The 18,136-nt window shown below is 59.6% G+C and carries 17 protein-coding genes; 9 read left to right on the top strand and 8 right to left on the bottom strand.

Annotation, left to right across the window (positions count from 1 at the left end; all coding sequences use genetic code 11):
- The first annotated feature begins 25 nt into the window (after positions 1-25).
- Positions 26-2,269, top strand: coding sequence for a radical SAM protein (locus HY282_09570; protein ID MBI3803994.1), 2,244 nt, complete (start codon positions 26-28; stop codon positions 2,267-2,269).
- Positions 2,270-2,499: 230 nt separating this feature from the next.
- A complete protein-coding gene (locus HY282_09565) occupies positions 2,500-2,928 on the top strand; it encodes a hemerythrin domain-containing protein (protein MBI3803993.1) in 429 nt (142 codons plus the stop codon).
- A 138-nt stretch (positions 2,929-3,066) separates the two neighbouring features.
- On the opposite strand, the gene HY282_09560 is transcribed toward HY282_09565, so the two are convergent.
- Positions 3,067-3,423: an arsenate reductase family protein gene (locus HY282_09560; protein MBI3803992.1), complete on the bottom strand. Its 357-nt coding sequence runs from the start codon at positions 3,421-3,423 to the stop codon at positions 3,067-3,069.
- 100 nt (positions 3,424-3,523) lie between these two features.
- On the opposite strand from HY282_09560, the gene HY282_09555 reads away from it, so the two are divergent.
- From HY282_09555 to HY282_09540, 4 genes are all read left to right on the top strand, one after another.
- Positions 3,524-4,075 carry a C40 family peptidase gene (locus HY282_09555; protein ID MBI3803991.1) on the top strand — a complete coding sequence of 184 codons (552 nt, stop codon included), beginning with the start codon at positions 3,524-3,526 and terminating at the stop codon, positions 4,073-4,075.
- Entirely contained in the window at positions 4,076-4,549 is a 474-nt protein-coding gene (locus HY282_09550; protein MBI3803990.1) for an EVE domain-containing protein, read from the top strand.
- Positions 4,550-4,728: 179 nt separating this feature from the next.
- Positions 4,729-5,523: a response regulator gene (locus tag HY282_09545; GenBank protein MBI3803989.1), complete on the top strand. Its 795-nt coding sequence runs from the start codon at positions 4,729-4,731 to the stop codon at positions 5,521-5,523.
- 142 nt (positions 5,524-5,665) lie between these two features.
- Positions 5,666-8,263, top strand: coding sequence for an ERAP1-like C-terminal domain-containing protein (locus HY282_09540; GenBank protein MBI3803988.1), 2,598 nt, complete (start codon positions 5,666-5,668; stop codon positions 8,261-8,263).
- Here HY282_09540 and HY282_09535 read toward each other — a convergent pair.
- Positions 8,260-9,861: an ATP-dependent DNA ligase gene (locus HY282_09535; protein MBI3803987.1), complete on the bottom strand. Its 1,602-nt coding sequence runs from the start codon at positions 9,859-9,861 to the stop codon at positions 8,260-8,262. The two genes, HY282_09540 and HY282_09535, sit on opposite strands and share 4 nt — an antisense overlap.
- A gap of 121 nt (positions 9,862-9,982) precedes the next feature.
- Here HY282_09535 and HY282_09530 point away from each other — a divergent pair, with 121 nt between their 5' ends.
- Complete coding sequence (locus HY282_09530; protein ID MBI3803986.1) at positions 9,983-11,338, top strand: erythromycin esterase family protein; 1,356 nt, start codon at positions 9,983-9,985, stop codon at positions 11,336-11,338.
- 7 nt (positions 11,339-11,345) lie between these two features.
- On the opposite strand, the gene HY282_09525 is transcribed toward HY282_09530, so the two are convergent.
- Positions 11,346-13,025, bottom strand: coding sequence for an AarF/ABC1/UbiB kinase family protein (locus tag HY282_09525; protein ID MBI3803985.1), 1,680 nt, complete (start codon positions 13,023-13,025; stop codon positions 11,346-11,348).
- Between the two features lie 224 nt (positions 13,026-13,249).
- Here HY282_09525 and HY282_09520 point away from each other — a divergent pair, with 224 nt between their 5' ends.
- Positions 13,250-13,732, top strand: a complete 483-nt coding sequence (locus tag HY282_09520) for a hypothetical protein (GenBank protein ID MBI3803984.1) — start codon at positions 13,250-13,252, stop codon at positions 13,730-13,732.
- A 78-nt stretch (positions 13,733-13,810) separates the two neighbouring features.
- On the top strand, positions 13,811-14,095 hold the full coding sequence (locus HY282_09515; GenBank protein ID MBI3803983.1) for a hypothetical protein: 285 nt from the start codon (positions 13,811-13,813) through the stop codon (positions 14,093-14,095).
- A gap of 14 nt (positions 14,096-14,109) precedes the next feature.
- Here HY282_09515 and HY282_09510 read toward each other — a convergent pair whose 3' ends face one another.
- The 5 genes from HY282_09510 to HY282_09490 form a co-directional block, all read right to left on the bottom strand.
- Positions 14,110-14,559 (bottom strand): hypothetical protein, encoded by a 450-nt coding sequence (locus HY282_09510; protein MBI3803982.1) that lies wholly within the window; start codon positions 14,557-14,559, stop codon positions 14,110-14,112.
- Positions 14,560-14,620: 61 nt separating this feature from the next.
- Positions 14,621-15,604, bottom strand: coding sequence for a peptidoglycan-binding protein (locus HY282_09505; protein MBI3803981.1), 984 nt, complete (start codon positions 15,602-15,604; stop codon positions 14,621-14,623).
- Between the two features lie 15 nt (positions 15,605-15,619).
- Complete coding sequence (locus HY282_09500) at positions 15,620-17,152, bottom strand: phospholipase (GenBank protein MBI3803980.1); 1,533 nt, start codon at positions 17,150-17,152, stop codon at positions 15,620-15,622.
- A gap of 57 nt (positions 17,153-17,209) precedes the next feature.
- A complete protein-coding gene (locus HY282_09495) occupies positions 17,210-17,533 on the bottom strand; it encodes a carboxypeptidase regulatory-like domain-containing protein (protein ID MBI3803979.1) in 324 nt (107 codons plus the stop codon).
- 11 nt (positions 17,534-17,544) lie between these two features.
- Positions 17,545-18,081 carry a hypothetical protein gene (locus tag HY282_09490; protein ID MBI3803978.1) on the bottom strand — a complete coding sequence of 179 codons (537 nt, stop codon included), beginning with the start codon at positions 18,079-18,081 and terminating at the stop codon, positions 17,545-17,547.
- Positions 18,082-18,136: the final 55 nt, after the last annotated feature.

Raw genomic sequence — 18,136 nt, 5'->3', positions numbered from 1 at the left:
CCAGAATACACCGATTCAAAACATCATGAGAAAAGCGCCTTCCATCAAAATAAATTTCCCGACCCGTCAGACGAATCCGTCGACGCGCCTGCTTCTCCTCACCCCGCCGCTGACCCAGCTCAACACCCCCTATCCGGCCACCGCGTATCTGACCGGATTCCTTCGATCGGAAGGATATCCCGTGTTCCAAGCCGACCTGGGGATTGAGACGGTGTTGATCCTCTTTTCACGGCCGGGACTGACCCGACTTTTCCAAGCGATCCGCTCGGTGGAAGATCCCGAACCGGCGGTGCTCCGAAGCCTTTTGTTGGAAGAACGCTACCTCGACACGGTCGATCCGGTCATCCGGTTTCTCCAAGGAGAGGCGCCGACCCTTGCGACGCAGATCTGCCGGCGGCGTTATCTCCCCGAAGGGCCCCGCTTTGCCGCCCTGGAGGACGACCAATGGGCCTTTGGAAGTTTGGGGATGACCGATCGGGCGAAACATCTGGCGAGCCTTTATCTCGACGACCTCGCCGATCTGGTCCAGGCGACCGTCGCGCCCGACTTCGGCCTGAGCCGCTACGGCGAGCGGTTGGCGACCTCGGCGACCTCATTCGATCCGATGGACGCGGCGCTCCGCGCCGCTCCGACGCTGATTGACCAGATGTTGGAAGAGGCGCTCCTCCCGCATCTCAAAAAGGTGCGGCCGGATCTCGTCGGAATCACCGTCCCCTTTCCGGGGAATCTCTATGGCGCGCTTCGGGCGGCGGCCGTGGTGCGCAAGCATGCCCCGCGGGCCAAAATCGTCCTCGGCGGCGGGTATGTGAACACCGAGCTTCGCGCGCTCGCCGAGCCGCGTCTCTTCGACTATGTCGATTACGTCACCCTCGACGCCGGAGAGCGGCCGCTTCTCTGCCTGCTGGAGGGGTTTAGTCGGCGGCGGCCGCCCGAGCGGCTTCGCCGCACCTTCCTACGCCGCGACGGCGCGGTCCACTACTTCGACGGCGCCTCGGAAAAAGATATCCCGTTCGAGAAGACCGGGACGCCGACCTATGACGGCCTTCCGCTGCGCCGCTATCTGTCGGTGGTGGAGATGCTCAACCCGATGCACCGCCTCTGGTCCGACGGCCGGTGGAACAAGCTGACCGTGGCGCACGGATGCTATTGGCGCAAGTGCTCCTTCTGCGACATCGGCCTCGACTACATTCAGCGGTATGAGCCGGCGCCGGCGACCCTCCTGGCCGACCGGATCGATACCTTGGTGAAAGAGACCGGCGAGACCGGGTTCCATTTTGTCGATGAAGCCGCCCCGCCGGCGCGCCTGGCCGATCTCGCGCTGGCGCTGCTCGACCGGGGCCGGTCGATCTCCTGGTGGGGAAACATCCGGTTTGAGGAGGCGTTCACCCCCGACCTCTGCCGGCTGCTGGCGGCGTCGGGCTGTATCGCCGTCACCGGCGGGATGGAGGTCGCTTCCGACCGGCTGCTCGCGCTGATGGAGAAGGGAATCACCGTCGCCCAGGTGGCCCGCGTCGCGCATGCCTTCACCCAAGCGGGGATTCTGGTCCATGCCTATTTAATGTATGGCTTTCCAACCGAGACGGCGGCGGAGACGGTCGAGAGCCTGGAGCGGGTCCGGCAGCTTTTTGCAGCCGGGGTGATTCAGTCGGCGTTCTGGCATCGGTTTACCGCCACCCGGCACAGCCCGGTCGGCCTTCACCCCGATGCCTATGGGATCCGAATCACGGGGCCCTCTCCCGGCGCGTTTGCCAACAACGACTTGATTCACCTCGATCCGGCCGGGGGCGATCCGACCCCTTTTGGACCGGGGTTGGCCAAGGCGATCTACAACTACATGCATGGGGTGGCGCTGAAGGCCGACGTCCGGCGGTGGTTTGACTTCCCCCTTCCGAAACCGAAGGTCCCCGCCGATCTTGTCCCAAAGGCGCTCGCGCCGCGCTCCCTCGGTGAGATGGACCCGGAGCACCGGCTGGTCTGGCTCGGCGGGATCCCCCTGATCGAGCCGTATTCCCAAAAAAAGGGACGACGGATCGCCCTCATTCTCCCCGGATGGGAAGAAGATCTGATCATTCGACTGAGCCCTCCGGTGGCGGAGTGGTGCCGCGATCTGCTCGACCGCTCCCGGCCGCGTGCAAGGAAAGGGGCGCCGTTGATCCGTCTCTCAGAGGCAGGCCGGGACTATCCTTCCTCGTCCGACGTTTCACTTGACGCCTTTCTCAAGAGCGCCGCTTGGCGCCGTCTGCGCGCCGCGGGGCTGCTCCTCCTCTAAAAAACCATCAGGCAGTTTTGTCGTCATCCAAAGGGGTAGCTCCTCTCTCGGGTAATTGTCCGGCCCGGTCTCTTTTTCGTACCATAAGAATGTCATTCAGATCACACTCAGCCTTAATACAAAGCCAGCATTTAGGAATATCGCGCGGGGAGGTTGAGGAAACATCCTCCAGATCACCTCCCCGAATGTCCTCTATTTTATAGAGGTCACCGTTTAGAAAGGAGATTCGAATGAAAGCGACGGAACTGCTTAAACAGGATCATGAGAAGGTGAAAGGGTTGATTAAGAAGTTAAAAGGTGAGAAGAAAAACCGGCGGCAGCTTCTCGACACGATTGAGCAGGAGATCAAGGTTCACAGCCAGGCGGAAGAAGAGATCTTCTATCCGGCGATGGAGCCGTATCAAGAATCGCTCGTCTCCGAATTCAACGAAGAGCATCAAGAGGTCGACAACCTTCTGGCCGAGTTGGTCGAAGGAGGCGAGACGGCAGGCGATTTTGATGAAAAGGTGAAGCGCTTTGAAGAGAGTCTCCTCCATCACATCGAGGAGGAAGAAGGACAGATGTTCCCCGAAGCGGAGAAGCAGCTGAAGGATCAGCTGAATGAACTCGGCGCTCAGATCGCAAGCCTCAAAGAGGATGCGCTCGGAGAGGTGGCATAAGGTTCCGGAAAGGATCTTCCGGATGATCGGACGGCACGATCGGTCTTCACTTCCCCCCCCGGAGGAAAGATCCGACGTGCCGTCCTTTTTGTCGGCCTGAGGGTCGCTGGGTATCCACCCTCCTTACAGAACTTTAGCCTATCGTCCCCAGACGGCATTAAAGGCGGCCTCATTAAAGCCGACCGTCACCCGTTTTCCATCGGTCACGATCGGGCGCTTGATCAGCCGTCCGTTGCCGGCCAAGAGGCGGAGGATCTCACCCTCCGGGAGGGTCTGGACCTTCTCCTTCATTTTTTCCTCCCGGTACTGCACGCCGCTTCGGTTGAGAAAATCGGTATAAGGACGGCCGCTCTTCGCGACCAGATCGATCAGCGCCTTCTCTGAAGGGGGATCGGTCGTGATGTCGATCTCCTTCAGGGTATGCCCGAGCGCGGTGAGATGGCGTTTTGCCTTGACGCAAGTGCTGCAACGATCATAGTGATAAAAAGTCAGCATCGGGCGCCTCCATTCGTTGGGAGGGGAGAATACCATACCGACCTGTGAAACGCCAGATCGATCTGCTTGACAACCTTTCCGAATCCGACTATTTTGACGAATGCGCTCGAGAACCGTTGGAGTTCTTTGCCTGTTGCTGCTGGCCGGCTGCGCCGGGATGCACGGTCTGGAAACGTCAGAGCCAAGCATCGCGGGCCGGGCATCGGATCGTGATGCCGTGATAAAAATGGCGTACCGATTTATTGGAACCCCTTACCGGTACGGGGGGGCGACTCCCGAAGGATTCGACTGCAGCGGTTATGTCGCTTACGTGTATGCCGAGGCGGTCGGCCTCTCCCTCCCCCACTATACCGGTGCGCAGATCAAACGGGGCCGGCCCGTCGCACCCCAAGACCTTCTTCCCGCCGATCTGGTCTTTTTCCGGATCGGCGGGGGAACGCCCCTCCATGTCGGGATCTATCTCGGCGACAATCAATTTATCCACGCCCCGCGCCGCGACGGTGAGGTGAGCGTCGAGCGGCTTGACCACCCCTACTGGAAGCGCCGGTATCAGACGGCCCGCCGTCTTCTTCCGCCGGGCGGCGAGAAAGGGAAAGGGCGGCAGGCGTCCCTTCCCCGCAGAGGGGGCGAGGATTCATCCAAGGAGCGTTGAATGGCCCCTCAAAAAAGATATTGGTTAATGAAATCGGAGCCGAACACCTACTCGATTCATGACCTGCAGCGCGATCGGACGACGTATTGGTCGGGCGTCCGAAATTTCCAGGCGCGCAACTTCATGCGCGATCAGATGCAACTCGGCGACGGGGTTCTCTTTTATCACAGCAACGTCGAGCCGGTCGGAATCGCCGGAATGGCCGAGGTGGCCAAGACCGCCTATCCCGACCGTACCGCGTGGGACCCGAAAGACGACCACTTTGATCCGAAGAGCCTTCCGAACAATCCGGTTTGGTATATGGTCGATCTTCGGTTTGTGAAAGCCTGCAAAGCGGTCATCACCCTCCCGCGGCTGCGGGCCGTTCCGGCGCTGAAATCGATGTGGGTGCTCCGTAAAGGAAACCGCCTTTCGATCACCCCTGTGACCGCCGCGGAGTGGCACGCCATTACGAAGCTTTCCGAATGGCCCTAAAGACACAAGCCGGGCCGGCCCCTCTATTACCATAGCGGTATTTATAAAAAGAGACGGCTTCGACACCGGAGGCGCTTTTCAAAGCCTTTTGGGCGCTTTTTACGTCATAAAAGCCTCCCCCTTTTTTCATTCATCGGGTATAATAAAATGCGTAACCCTCATACAATAGGGATCGGCCCATGACACTTTCATCTTTGGATACAAAGGAAGTCGTAAGAAAGAGGACACTCGAGCCTCTGAAGAAAACCATCCTGGCGGTCGACGACGAGCCGGCGGTGCTCCAGTCGTTGGAAATCATCCTCCAGGAGCGGTATTTACTGATTAAAAAAGAGAAGGGGGAGGACGCGCTCCAGGCCATCCGGGACCGGCGCGACATCGACCTCATCATTCTCGATGTCCGCCTCGCCGACACCGACGGCCTCACCCTTTATCGGAGAATCCGTCAGGTCGACCGGGTTGTCCCGATTCTTTTTACCAGCGGCTACGGCACCAAAGAGCTTCTCTCTCAAATGTTGGAGGTGCGCGCCAACGGCTATATCGATAAACCTTGGAACGTCGATCAGCTGGAACATAAGATTGCACGGCTGCTCGGCGCCGATCCGTTTGAGCGGGTGCATGAACAGCTCAATATCGATTTCGATCACCTCTCGCTGAAGATGCGGCGGGCGGTCCAATTCATCGACCGGCATTACAGCTCGCCCGAGCTCTCCCTGGAGGAGATCGGACAGGCGGTCTCGCTTCATCCGAAATACCTCTCCGCCTCCTTTAAAAAAGAGTGCGGCATCGGGTTCCACGATTATCTCACCGCCATCCGAATCGATCGCGCGATTCAGCTTTTGAAAGATCCGCATCGGACGATCAAAGAGATCAGCTGCGAGGTCGGCTTCTCAGAGCAAGGCTATTTCAGCAAGGTCTTCTTCGGCAAGATGGGAATGCCTCCCTCCGATTACCGGACCAAATTCAATCCAAGGTAAACCCCGCCCGCAGATCTTTCCCTCAAAGCGTCCGGACCGAATCGTTCCGCTTGCCCTCCGCCGGAACTTCGTCCTATAATGACGGCTCAACATAAATCCTCTCAGGCGAAAAATCGCCCCATGAGGTCTATTGAGGAGGTCTATGAGCGCGCTGATTGAGGGACGTCTGCCGGGAGGGGTCCGGCCTGAACTCTACCAGATCCGAATGAATGTGGCACCGGAAGAGCGGCGGTTCGGGGGGGAGGTCGCGATCGATCTTCAGATTGCCCAACCGACGAACACCATCACCCTCCATGCGCTCGACCTCGACATTCCGGAAGCGACCGTCGGACGGGAAGGCTCGGCGGCTCCGGCGCGCGTCGCAACCGATCCCGCCTCTGAAACACTCACCCTGACTTTTGCCGAGCCGCTGCCGGCCGGCCCGGCGCGTCTCACCCTCCGCTTCTCCGGAAAGCTCAATCGGCATCTGCGTGGACTATACGAGGCGCATGCCGGCGGCGAGACCTATGCCTTCACCCAATTTGAGGCAACCGATGCCCGCCGGATGATTCCCTCTTTCGATGAGCCGGGAATGAAGGCCCGCTTTCGACTGACCGTCACGATCCCCGCCCACCTGACCGCTCTCTCCAACATGCCGGTGATCTCCGAGAAAACGGAAGGGGCATTAAAGACCGTCTCTTTCGAGGAGACCCCGGTCATGTCGACCTATCTCTTGGCGCTCGCGGTCGCTCGGCTCGAGTCGAAGGAGATCGATGTGGCCGGAACCCGCGTCGCGATCTGGACCGTTCCGGGCCAGCTTCACCTCGGCGATTTCGCGCTAAAAGTCACCTCGGCGGTCCTGCCGCTATTGAATGACTACTTCGATCTGCCCTACCCTTATCCGAAGCTCGACCTCGTCAGCGTTCCCGATTTCGCGATGGGGGCGATGGAGAATTGGGGGGCGATCTTCTTCCGCGACTCCCGTCTCCTCCTCGATGAAACCCTCGCCTCCACCGGGACACAACGGGGCGTCGCCAACGTCATCACCCACGAGATCGTCCATCAATGGTTTGGAAATCTCGTCACGATGGCCTGGTGGGACGACCTCTGGCTCAATGAAGCGTTCGCCACCTGGCTTGCGGTCAAAATCGTCGATCAGTGGCGGCCGGAATGGCACTCCTGGATCGAATTCCAGCAAGAGAAGCAGATCCCGCTCGGGGTCGATGCGCTCCAGAGCAGCCGGCCGATCCAGGCCAAGGTGACCAACGCGGCTCAGATCGAGGAGATGTTCGACGCGCTGACCTATGAAAAAGGGGCGGCCTGTCTGCGGATGATCGAGCATTTCCTGGGAGAAGAGGCGTTCCGAAAGGGCATTCGCGACTACATGAAGGCCCACCAGTACAAGAATACCGTCGCAGGCGATCTCTGGTCAACGCTCGAAGCCGCATCAGGCCAACCGGTTGCAGCCATCGCCAAAGATTGGTTTACCCAGCCGGGATTTCCGCTGGTGACGATCGAGGCATCCGAGAGCAACTTTCGGAACCTGACGATCGAGCAGCGCCGGTTCTTCGCCGGAGGGCACACCGTCGGCGGGGGGGCCTCTCCGACCTGGTCGGTTCCGTTTACGCTGAAATACGAAGACGACGGCGGCGTGCAGAAACATCGCGTCCTGCTGAAGAACCGGGTAACGACGGTCAGCCTCCCGGGGAGCGGCGCGGTCCGCTGGGTTTACGGCAATGCGGAGGAGAGCGGCTTTCTGCGCGTCGATTACAACCGCCCGCTTCGAGCCGCGCTGCAGCCGGTGATTCCGGCGGGGCTCTCCGCGCCCGAGCGGATCGGCTCCCTCAACCATCTGTGGGCGCTCGCCGTCAGCGGGGATCTCTCGATCGTCGCCTTTATGGAAACGCTGGCTCGGTTCAAGGGAGATTCCACCCGGGTCGTGGTTGAGGCGGCGGCCGGCTATTTTGAAACGCTCTCCAATCAGATGATTCCTGCAAAAGATCGGTCGAAGTTTCAGGCCTTCGCGAAAGATTTCTTCGAGCCGGTCTGGAAAGAGATCGGCTGGGAGGCGGCCCCCGGCGAGGATGACGAGCGGCGGTTGACCCGCGCCGCCGCCCTCTGGGCGATGGGGGCGATCGCCCAGGATGAAGATGTCATCTCGGAGCTGCCGCGGCGATGGACCCGCTTTCAAGCGAAGGCGACCTCGATCGATCCGACCTTGGCGACCCCGCTGGTGCGGCTCACCGCGCGGACCGACGGCGGCTCCGCCTTCGATCGGTTCGTTCAGAAATTCAAAACGGCCCCGACGCCGGAAGAGCGCGATCGGTATCTGTTGGCGCTGGCCGATTTTACTAAACCCGATCTGGCGCGAAAATTGTTGGAGTTCGCCCTCTCCGATGAGGTGCGATCGCAAGATGTCTGGAAGCCGGTCCGGTATCTCCTCGGGAACCCGGCAACACAGGAAGAGAGCTGGCGCTTCGTCCAAGCCGAGTGGCGCCGGCTGCGGGAAAAAGGGGGAAGCATCGGTGCGATGCGGATTATTCAGGGGGCCCGCGCCCTCTGGCGGGAGCCGTGGTACCGGGAGGTCCAAACGTTCTTTAACGATCCGGCGAACAAAATCGCAGCGGCCGAGCGGGCGCTGGCGCAAACGTTGGAGTTTATGCAGATCGGGATTCGATTTAAAGAGCGGCAGATGATTCCGCTCTCCCGTTGGATGCAGGACCGGGGCGGATCGGCGAAGCCGCTGATCCGGCAGTTTTAGGCGGAGCCCGGCGGCTCTTCCTGCGCCGGCCGGACCGGCCATTCCGTCTTCTCCGGTAAACGTCCTCCTTGCTGTGCAAAGAGGGAGAGGACCGTCTCGATCGTGTCGGCCTCGGCGGCCGCCTTGTCGGGCCGATAGCGCTTGACCCGCGCAAACCGAAGCGCCACCCCGGCGGGGTAGCGCGGCGACGCCTGAATGTCGGAGAAGGCGATCTCGACCACCCACTCCGGCCGGACATAAACGGTCCAATCGTCCCGGCCGACTTCCGTCGAAAGAAATTTCTCCGTCTGCCATCGGAGCATCTCATCGGTCAACCCTTTGAAGGTCTTCCCCAGCATGATGAATGCACCGCTCGCCGGCTCGCGTGCGCCGAGGTGAAGGTTCGACAGCCACCCGGAGCGGCGGCCGCTCCCCCATTCGACCGCCAAAACGACGAGGTCGAGCGTCTGCGCCGTTTTGATCTTGAGCCAGTTCGACCCGCGCTGGCCCGCCTGATACGGCGCGGTGAGCGATTTGGCCATCAACCCCTCATGTCCTTCGGCCAGCGACCGTTTTAGGAAACGATCGGCCGCTTCCGGCGCCGCGGTTTGAATCCGGGGAACGATTATCGGGGCCGTAAGGGTCTCCGAGAGGCGCTCGAATCGCTCCCGATAGGGAAGGGCGATCAGGGACCGGCCGTCGAGGTAAAGGAGATCAAAAAAATAGAACGAGAGGGGGATCTCCTGCCGCATCGCTTCGACATTTTTGATCCGCCCAAACCGCCGCATCGTGATCTGAAACGGCTGCGGCCGGCCGTCGGGACGAAGGGCGATCGCCTCTCCTTCCAGAACCCCTTCTCGAAGTGGAAGGCGTTGCGCCCACGCGACGATCTCCGGAAGTCGCTCGCCGACCTCCTGAAGCTGACGGGTAAAAATCCGAACCTCCTCTCCTCCTTTATGAAGCTGAATCCGCGCGCCATCGAGCTTGAACTCGAACGCCGCCTCGCCGAGCCGGGCCAGCGCCTCTTTGACCCCCTCCGCGCTGTTCGCCAACATCGGCGCGATCGGTGAAAAGAGGCGAAACGAGAAACGGGCCAGCCCTTCCGCCCCCTGATGGAGCGCCGCCTCCGCGACCGCGCCGATATTTCCTGAGAACATCATCCCTTCGCGGACGGCCGCACCGGGGAGTCCCGCCGCCTGGGCGATGGCGTCGAGCAGCACCCCTTCCAGGGCCCCCTGCCGCATCTCTCCGGTGAGGAGGGCGACGAGAAAGCGCCGCTCCTCCAGATCGGCCCGTTGAAACAGCCGCTGAAGCGCGGCGTGTTTGCGGCCGGCGGAGCCGCTTCCCGATTGGGCGGCGATTTCGGTGAAGAGGGTGTCGAGCTCGGCGAGCGTCCAGGGGGGCTCGATCGGGCCGGCTTCCGACATCGCCCTTTTTAACGTCTGCCAGCCGACTCCCATCCGTCCTTGCGGCAGGGCGCCGGTGAGGTAGAGGGCGGAGAGCGCCGTTTCGGGCCCGGCGGTCTGTTTCAAAAAGTCGGCGATCAGCGCGATCTTCTGATTTTTACCGGTCGTTGCTCGAAGCTGCGCGGTCAGTTGTACCAGCGGTTGAAGGTGCATCGGTTTATTATACAACGGAAGGAGACCGGGGAGCACGGATCGTGATACTCCTTATTGGGGAGTTGCCCTCTTGCGGCACAATCGCTAGTCTAGTGTTAAGAGCGTGAGGGAGCAGAGACCGATGGATAAAAATCCGAAAGATAGAGACAAGGGAAGAGGGCAAGAGGGAACCGACGCGTTGGCGTCGATCGGGCACCGGCTCGCCGGACGCGAATCGCTCGATCCCCTTTTGGATCGGATCGGGGAGGCCCGGTCTGTGCTGCTGGGGGAGGCGTCGCACGGGACCTCCGAGTATTACGCCTGGCGGCAGCTGATCAGCGAGCGGCTGATTCAAGAGAAGGGATTTTCTTTTATCGCGGTGGAGGGAGACTGGCCCGACTGCTACCGGGTGAACCGATATGTGAAAGGGGCGCCGAATTCGGGCGCCGGCGCACGGGAGGTCCTCTCTGCCTTCGATCGCTGGCCGACCTGGATGTGGGCCAACGAAGAGGTGATCGTACTGATCGAATGGCTCCGGCGGTTCAATGAGGATCTTCCGGAAGCGGAGCGGGTCGGCTTCTATGGACTTGATGTCTACTCCCTTTGGGACTCGATGCACGCCGTGGTTCAGTACCTGAATCGAGCAGATCCGGCGGCGGCTCAGATCGCGAAGTATGCCTACCGCTGCTTTGAGCCGTACGGAGAGGATGTTCAGGAGTATGCGCGCGCAACCGCCTTTGTCCCGGCCTCCTGCGAAGACGAGGTCGTCGAGATATTGAGGATGTTTCGGGAGAGAATTCCGCGAGAGAAGATTCAAAATGATTCGGACGATCGGGAATCGGCTTTCAACGCCGAGCAAAATGCCTTTGTCGCCCAGAATGCAGAGCGCTACTATCGAACGATGGTCCGGGGCGGGGCCGCATCATGGAACATCCGCGATATCCATATGGCCGACACCCTCGATCGGCTGATGCAGCTTCATGGGCCGGGCGCAAAGGCGATCGTCTGGGCGCATAACACCCACATCGGAGATGCCCGCGCCACCGACATGGCGGCGGGGATGGTCAATGTCGGTCAGCTGGTGCGGGAACGACGGGGCGAGGAGAAGGTCGTTTTGGTCGGCTTCGGGTCGGATCATGGGAGCGTGATCGCCGCCGCGGAATGGGAGGCGCCGATGACGGTCCTGCCGGTCCCGCCGGCGCCCGAGGGGAGCTGGGAGGGACGCCTGCATCAGATCGCGCCGGAGGATCGGATGCTGATCTTCCAAGCGCTCGATCGTCTTCCCGCGAAGGAGCGGTTTTACGCGCCGCAGGGACACCGCGCGATCGGCGTCGTCTATCATCCGAATCGGGAGCGGTTCGGGAATTATGTCTCTTCCGTCATGCCGCGCCGCTACGACGCCTTCCTCTACCTCGATGAGACGAGCGCGCTCCATCCGCTTCACATCCAGCCGCGGACAGAGCGGGAGCCGCCGGAGACCTATCCCTGGGCCGCGTAGTCCATCGTCATAGAGGTCGCCGGCGCGGCGCGCTGTCCCGATGGTCTTGAATGAAGATATTGATCAGCAGCCAGAACCCGCCGCCGGCGGCGCCGAGAAAACAGAGCATCGCCAATCCGGGATAACCGAGGATCCGAAAGGGGGTCTCCACCCGCATCAAGAGGGCGGCGCCGACGATCAAGGAGGCGAGGATCAATCCCGCCGTAATCCGGTTGGCCACCTTCTGAAATCCGGCGAGGTAGAGCTCCGTCTCCATCGGCCGAATCTTGAACTCCAACTCGGCATGAACGAGCGCGTCGAGAATCCGGTTGAGCCTCCCCGGGAGATTTCCGACGAAGTCTTTCATTTCCAAAAGGGAGCTCCAGATCTGGCCCGGAGAGAGCTGCTTCCAGCTCCGCTGCTCCAGAATCCCGTTGACATGTCGGCGGACCGCCTCGGTCGGATTGAAGGTGGGATAGAGGGTCTTTCCGACCTGATCGAGCTGAAGAAGGGTCTTGCCGAGCAGACTCAGATCGGGCGGAACCTGCAGGCCATGCTCCGCCGCCTGTCGGACCAGCCCCAAGATCGCCTTGCCGACGTCGATCTCCTCGAGCGGCGCTTCTTTCTGTTCGATAATCAGCTCGGAAATCGCTCGGCGAAATTCGGCCTCCTGAAACGAGTCCCGCTTCTCGCTGATCCGGATCAACACGTCGGCGGCGGTCTCGGTATTTCCTTCGGCGATGGCGATCAAGAGTTTGAGCAGATGTTCCTGCATCGGCGGGGCGATCCGGCCGACCATCCCGAGGTCGAGCAGCGCGATCCGCCGATCGTCGGTCAGATAGATATTTCCGGGATGGGGATCGGCGTGGAAGAGACCGTCGACCAAGATCTGTTTCAAATAGGCATGAAAGAGATCGTCTGCGAGCGCGGCGCCGTCGACCTCCAGGCCGACGAGCGGCCCGAGCGCGGTGATCTTTTTCCCGGAGACATACTCCATCGTCAACACCCGCGAGGTACTGTAGTCGTCGATCGGCAGCGGCACCTGAATCCGCTCGAACTCTTTCAGGTGCTCCGCCAGCGCCGAGAGTTGCATCGCTTCCTTCTGATAATCGAGCTCCCGCAAGAGGGTCTTCCGCATTTCATCGAAGAGCTTTAAGAATTGATAACGCCGTCCCGCCTCGGTATGCTCCTGGAGGAAGCCGGCGATCTCCTCCAAGACCTCCAGGTCTTCCAGGATCTGCGCACGGATGCCGGGGCGCTGTACCTTGACGACGACCGGCCGGCCCTCTCTCAACGCAGCGAGATGGACCTGGCCGAGCGAGGCGGCGGCGAGCGGCACGGGGTTGAAGTAGGAAAAGCCTTTCGAAATCCGGACCCCCAATTCCTCCTGGACAATTTTCTCTACTTCCTCATAAGAGAACGGCTTCACATCTTCGTGTAACCGGGAGAGGGCGTTCAGGTAAGCGGATGGTAGAAGATCGGCCCGGCTGGCGAGCAGCTGACCGATTTTGATAAAGGTCGGTCCCATCTCCTCCAGATCATCGGTCAACCGCTCCGGTTCGTTGCCGACCACCGGCGCCTGCTCCTCTTCGTCCAAGAGGTCGTCAAACGCCCCGTTTTTAAAAATCTCCGTCTTTCCATACCTAAAAAACAGAAGGGCAATGTCTTTGTATCGTTTTAAATGTTGCGGCTTGAGTGAGAGTGTCATGGTTCTCCTCGCGGATACGACCCGCTTCGCCAACCTAGCCGATCTAATAGAATACCTGATTTATTATAGTCCGTTTCGGCGCTCTGATGGAATGGTCGGGATTGTGTCTCCACCGGGATCCTCCGGGGAGATCTTGCAGCGGAGGGAGAAAACAGTTTACGATTGAGGCAAGGTTTTTATTATTCGCAAGATGATCCCTTGAGAAAAAATAGAGGAGAAGAACGATGAGGACCCGAATGTTGCTCGATTTAACGCATGTTTATGACGAAGAGGGAGGGGTGGAAGACATCGCAGAAGATCCGAATATCTATTCGGATGAGGCGTCTCCCACCGGAGAAGGGCCTCCGGAACCGTTGTTCTTTCCAGGATTTGCTCTGGAAATTCCGGATCAGATGTTGGAGGATGCGAATGAGCTTGAGTCTGCAGCGCGGGATGACGACGCCGCGCCCGATGGAAATGCCCGATTGACCGATCGGATTCCGGAGAATCGGGCATTTCTAAGTTTTCTTGTTGAACATGGCGCGGACATCTATGCCGATGGATTTGAAGTCGACTATTTGGAAACGGCCGAGACGATTGGATTTGAGCCGAAGGGACCTTGGACCGGATATACGTCCCGGAATCTCGCCTTTTTTTTGAATGAGGACGATGCACGCGGTTACGAGCAGGCGCTGCGCCGTTACCAGGAGCAAGGGGAGGCTGCCTAGGTGGAAAATTTGAAAATTTATCCGCTTTGATTTATTCCTGACAATTTTGTATGATTCTTATTGAGAGCAGGATCAGTCATGATGACAGATGAAGAAGCCTATCTCGATGAGCTTTTGGGTCGAACCCGCTGCGTGCGCTGCGGTGAGATCTTGCGCGGTGAGATCGAGTGTCCTTTCTGTAGCTTCTTTCCCGAGCCGGTCCGGGCGCAGCGAACGCCGAAGTGGATCTATCTAACCGCCTGTTTTCTCACTTCTCCCGTCAGCCTCCCCTTTTTATACACCACCCGCCGTCTGACCGCCGCCGAAAAGTGGATCGCCGGCTCCGGCGTATTGCTCTGGCCCTTCATCTTCTGGTTGGTTTAACTTCGATTCTTTCACTAAGGAGCGGGATAAGCCTCTTTCCCGCTCCGCGCTCTTTTATTCAACCAGTCGATCAGCGGCTTGAGCTGCGGCGGGGCGGCGGTGTCGGTGGTCCGGACGGTGTGGATTTGACCGTCGATGTCGACCGTGATGAGGTAGGAGAATTCATCCGGTTTCGGAGCGCCGGCAATTTCCTCGCGAAGCCCAAGGAAACCGGCTTGGTCGAGCAGATCGCGAAGCTGTTGCGCCTCCTTCGGGGAGAGCGATCTCGAATCGACCCGCGCCGTCGCCCGGATTCCGGCGAGACCGCCGGAGCGTTCGAAGAGGAGCTGCGCATCATACTCTTTCCGTGCGCGCTCTTCCTCCGGAGGGCTGCGATGAAAAGCGTTGCAGCCGGGGAGAGCCGCCAGCGGAATGGCCATAAAAGTGAGGAGCCAGATGATTCCGACGGTTCGACCTGTTTCCATCCTTACGATCCCACCGGACGTTGCGGCCTTTTCAGGTGTCCTCTGCGGATGAACCAAAAGGCTATCGGCTGCGCCGAACTCCCTCCGCCCGCTGCCGCAGTCCAATCCCGTATTGGGTTTCGAGCGCGATCTCGGTTCCATGGATTCGCCCCTCTCCTTGTGCGCAGCAGAGCTTTCGGGCGCGGACATCTTCGACCCAGCTCGGCGCCGCCGCTTCGGCGCGGCGATTGGCGATGATCGTCATTCGGGCCACCTCGGCGGCAGCCTCGTCCAGACCGGGATCGATCTTTTCATAATCATGGAGGATCTGGGCGCGAACCAGGTTCGAGATGCTGCCGTTCTGAACCAGAATGTCGAACATCAGCGCCGCCCCCCGCTCCGACCCGAGCTGATAGGCGCGGCAGAGCTTTTGCGCCGACTGAAAGAGTGTTTCGGCGTGCGCCGCCTCGATCTCCTGAAATTCGGGCATCCGGCCCAACGCCTTGAGCAGCCCGCGCCACGGCTCGAAGAGGGTCTTCCGGTTGGGGTCTTGAATCGACCGCGCCCAGGCAAGCTGTTCGTCGCGGGTCGCTTTTAAAAAGGTGACGAGCAGCGGATAGTGGTCATGCAATAGATCGCGCAGCAGCGGCGCGTAATCGCGGTTCATCTCGATCAGCAACGGCTGCAAGCTTCCTTGACCGAGGTTCCATTGCAGAACGCCGAAGCTGATTCCCTGGCCGTCGAAATCACCCGAGAGGCCGGCGAAGCAGTCGGGCGGGGCGCTGTTTGTCTCGAACGCGCCGGTCAGGGCGAGGCAGCGATAAGCGAGCGACTTTTGGCCGATCGCGGGGGGAGGGATCGCCTCGGCGAAGAGCCGCTTCCAGCTCTCCTCTCCGACGACCCCGTCGGTCTCAAGCCGCTTTGCTTTTTGAAATGATTTGACCGCACTCTCCGTCCCGCCGCCGAAGTCCCCGTCGACCGGGCCGAGATAATAACCGAGCTCCTTAAGCCGCGTCTGAATCCGCTCGACCTCGGGACCCTTGGAGCCGCGTCGGTAAAAAGGCATCAAGACCTCCTCATATTAAGTGGATGCTTTGGTGGATGCTTTGATCGACGTTTCAATCCGTTTCACGGTGGCTCTGCGTTGAGCGGGCGTCGACTCCTCCATCTGCTTTTTAAACCGCTCGAACCGCTCCATCGCCACCACCCACCGGTTGAGGGGAGCGGGGGCCGATTTCCGAGCCCGCAGCGCCTTGCCGGTCGGATCGTCCCGCAGCTCGTCTTCCAGGTATTCGCTAAATTCGACGAATCCGCGATGATGCCGGTCCATCCGTTTTGGTCTCTCGGCTTGGGCGGCGATCACGCTCTGAGGATCAGGCGGGATCGTGATGATTTCTATGGTATCGGCGCGGGCCGCGCCCGATTTGCGGATCACCGGGTCGAGGCTGTTCGCGGCGGCGACGCGTGCGCCGAGCGCGCCGAGCCCCCACTTGTCGGTCAAATAGCGAAGAATGCTGGTGTGGTCAAATTGCGTGTGGACCACCCCTTTGTCAATCCAGGGAGAGATGAGCAGCGCCGGAACCCGCACGCCGAGGCGGTCGAACTGAAATCCAAACTCCCCCGGCTTTTGAGAACGCCCCTCCGGCGGCACCGCCGAAGGGGTCCCTTCATGATCATAAAACCCGCCATGCTCGTCGAAGACGATCACGAACAGCGTTGAATTCCAAAGATCCGCATTGCTCCGCAACGCATTATAAATCGTGGCGATCAATCGCTCGCCGTTGAGAATATCCCCCGGAACATGGTCGCTGTTCGGCGGGAGGAAATCGCCGGGCCCCGGGTCCCAATTATCCGGCGAGGGGGCCCAGTAATATCGGGGTTCGATGAAGACGTAACTCGGAAATTCCGATTCGGGCCTTCCGGCATCTTCGATCAATTGGTCGATATAATGATACCGATTGAGGTGTAACAACTGATGCGTGAGGAGGATCGATTGCGGCGTATCGTGATAATAGATCTTCCAGGAGATCTTCTTTTCATTGAGCTTGTCGAAAATGGTCGGTTGATTCCAAAGATGAATGTGCGGCGCCCCGGTTTGCAACCATCCTAGAGAGGTTCCGGAGTGAGCAAAAAAACGATTCGGCCAGGTCGAGCTTGGAACCGACGCATACCACTGATCGCAGATCGCAAAATCGCGCGCCAGGGTGTGAAGCGCGGGAAGGAAGTCGAGCGGATAGTAGTTCATGATCTCCGCTTTGTCTTTACTCTGAGGATAATTCTCGGAGAAGTTGTAAACGAAATAGCTGTTGTTCTCTTTCAGCTGCTCCAGAACATCGGGATACTCATGCTTTGGATCGTCCTCCTGTGTTCTCACCCGGGTCTCTTCTTGAAGATAGATCGTCCCGTCGGTGTCGACATTGGCGCGGGGCGGGGTGGGTATCCCATCGAGCTCGGGAAACATCCTATTGAAGCTCCCGAGCATTTGATCAAAAGAGCGGTTCTCCATCATCAGGACCACCACATGTTTGATCGGATCCAATTCGGCCGCCGCCGATTTGGAAGGTCTTTTAATTCGCTTCGGGTTCTGCTTGCCGCTTCTACTCTTCTTTGCCACCCTCGACCTCCTGAGAATACCTGCTGGCGATTCAGATCGATCCAGTAAATGACATCTTCACCTTCCCTTTCGGGTAAGTCGAATTTCTTTGTTTGTCTCCGGACCGGCCTCGACCACCTCTCGATCAAGAAGGGTGGTCCCTTGAGAGACTTCCAACAGATAATGTCCGGCGTCGAGATTGGGAAATTGAAACTCTCCCCGGTCATTGGTGGTGGTGACCTTCTCCGGCCGCTTCGTCGCCTTCGGCGGGATCAGCCGAACGGTCAGGTCCGAAATTCCCTCCCCGCCGGTCGCCTCGACGACGCGGCCGTTCAGCTCCGCGGCAAACACCGAACCGGTGGTGAGGAGGAGCAACAGGATCAAGAAAAAAGATCGGTTCATTTTTTGAATCCCTATTTAAACTCGGGAGGAACCGGATCGACCTTGGCCGGCTCGAACCGTTTTGCGGCCGGGACGAGAAGCTCCTTGCCGGGGAGTTTCAGCTCGCCATCTTGTGTTTTTCGAAGATCGGCTTGGTCTTCCAGGACGAGGCTCCCGGCGATATAGAGAATTTTGTAGTCGGCCCCGTTTTCCACCACCGGGACTTCGAGGCTGAAGTCTCGGTTTTCCAGGAGCGAGTCCGATTTGATCACCGCATAGACCTGCACCGGAAAGGTGCTCGCTTTGACATTTCCCTGAATCCGGACCTCCTCGGTAAACCCGGCCGACTTCACGATCGGATAGATCAGCGGGACGAAGCCGAGGGCGAAGAGAACGAGCGCGGGGACGTTGGTTTTAAACTTGCCGATCGGGGTCTCGATCTCGGTGACCTGTTTCGATTCGCGGTCGATGTAAATTTTTTGTTTGTAGATAAGCCAGATCCCGCCGGCGACCATGATCAAACCGGCGAAGGAGCTAAGATAATAGAGCGGGAGGGTTCTGGGGTCCATGGGATCTCTTCCTCACCGGAAAGGGGAATGCGAGGCGCATTCATTCAACAACAGG

This window comes from Candidatus Manganitrophaceae bacterium, assembly GCA_016200325.1.
Classification (GTDB): Bacteria; Nitrospirota; Nitrospiria; order SBBL01; family Manganitrophaceae; genus Manganitrophus.
This window is presented reverse-complemented; position numbering and strand designations above follow the sequence as displayed.

Excerpts from the sequence above, each read along its gene's own strand:
- HY282_09570 (MBI3803994.1), top strand. The coding sequence starts at position 26 with ATGAGAAAAGCGCCTTCCATCAAAATAAATTTCCCGACCCGTCAGACG.
- HY282_09565 (MBI3803993.1), top strand. The coding sequence starts at position 2,500 with ATGAAAGCGACGGAACTGCTTAAACAGGATCATGAGAAGGTGAAAGGG.
- HY282_09560 (MBI3803992.1), bottom strand. The coding sequence starts at position 3,423 with ATGCTGACTTTTTATCACTATGATCGTTGCAGCACTTGCGTCAAGGCA.
- HY282_09555 (MBI3803991.1), top strand. The coding sequence starts at position 3,524 with ATGCGCTCGAGAACCGTTGGAGTTCTTTGCCTGTTGCTGCTGGCCGGC.
- HY282_09550 (MBI3803990.1), top strand. The coding sequence starts at position 4,076 with ATGGCCCCTCAAAAAAGATATTGGTTAATGAAATCGGAGCCGAACACC.
- HY282_09545 (MBI3803989.1), top strand. The coding sequence starts at position 4,729 with ATGACACTTTCATCTTTGGATACAAAGGAAGTCGTAAGAAAGAGGACA.
- HY282_09540 (MBI3803988.1), top strand. The coding sequence starts at position 5,666 with ATGAGCGCGCTGATTGAGGGACGTCTGCCGGGAGGGGTCCGGCCTGAA.
- HY282_09535 (MBI3803987.1), bottom strand. The coding sequence starts at position 9,861 with ATGCACCTTCAACCGCTGGTACAACTGACCGCGCAGCTTCGAGCAACG.
- HY282_09530 (MBI3803986.1), top strand. The coding sequence starts at position 9,983 with ATGGATAAAAATCCGAAAGATAGAGACAAGGGAAGAGGGCAAGAGGGA.
- HY282_09525 (MBI3803985.1), bottom strand. The coding sequence starts at position 13,025 with ATGACACTCTCACTCAAGCCGCAACATTTAAAACGATACAAAGACATT.
- HY282_09520 (MBI3803984.1), top strand. The coding sequence starts at position 13,250 with ATGAGGACCCGAATGTTGCTCGATTTAACGCATGTTTATGACGAAGAG.
- HY282_09515 (MBI3803983.1), top strand. The coding sequence starts at position 13,811 with ATGATGACAGATGAAGAAGCCTATCTCGATGAGCTTTTGGGTCGAACC.
- HY282_09510 (MBI3803982.1), bottom strand. The coding sequence starts at position 14,559 with ATGGAAACAGGTCGAACCGTCGGAATCATCTGGCTCCTCACTTTTATG.
- HY282_09505 (MBI3803981.1), bottom strand. The coding sequence starts at position 15,604 with ATGCCTTTTTACCGACGCGGCTCCAAGGGTCCCGAGGTCGAGCGGATT.
- HY282_09495 (MBI3803979.1), bottom strand. The coding sequence starts at position 17,533 with ATGAACCGATCTTTTTTCTTGATCCTGTTGCTCCTCCTCACCACCGGT.
- HY282_09490 (MBI3803978.1), bottom strand. The coding sequence starts at position 18,081 with ATGGACCCCAGAACCCTCCCGCTCTATTATCTTAGCTCCTTCGCCGGT.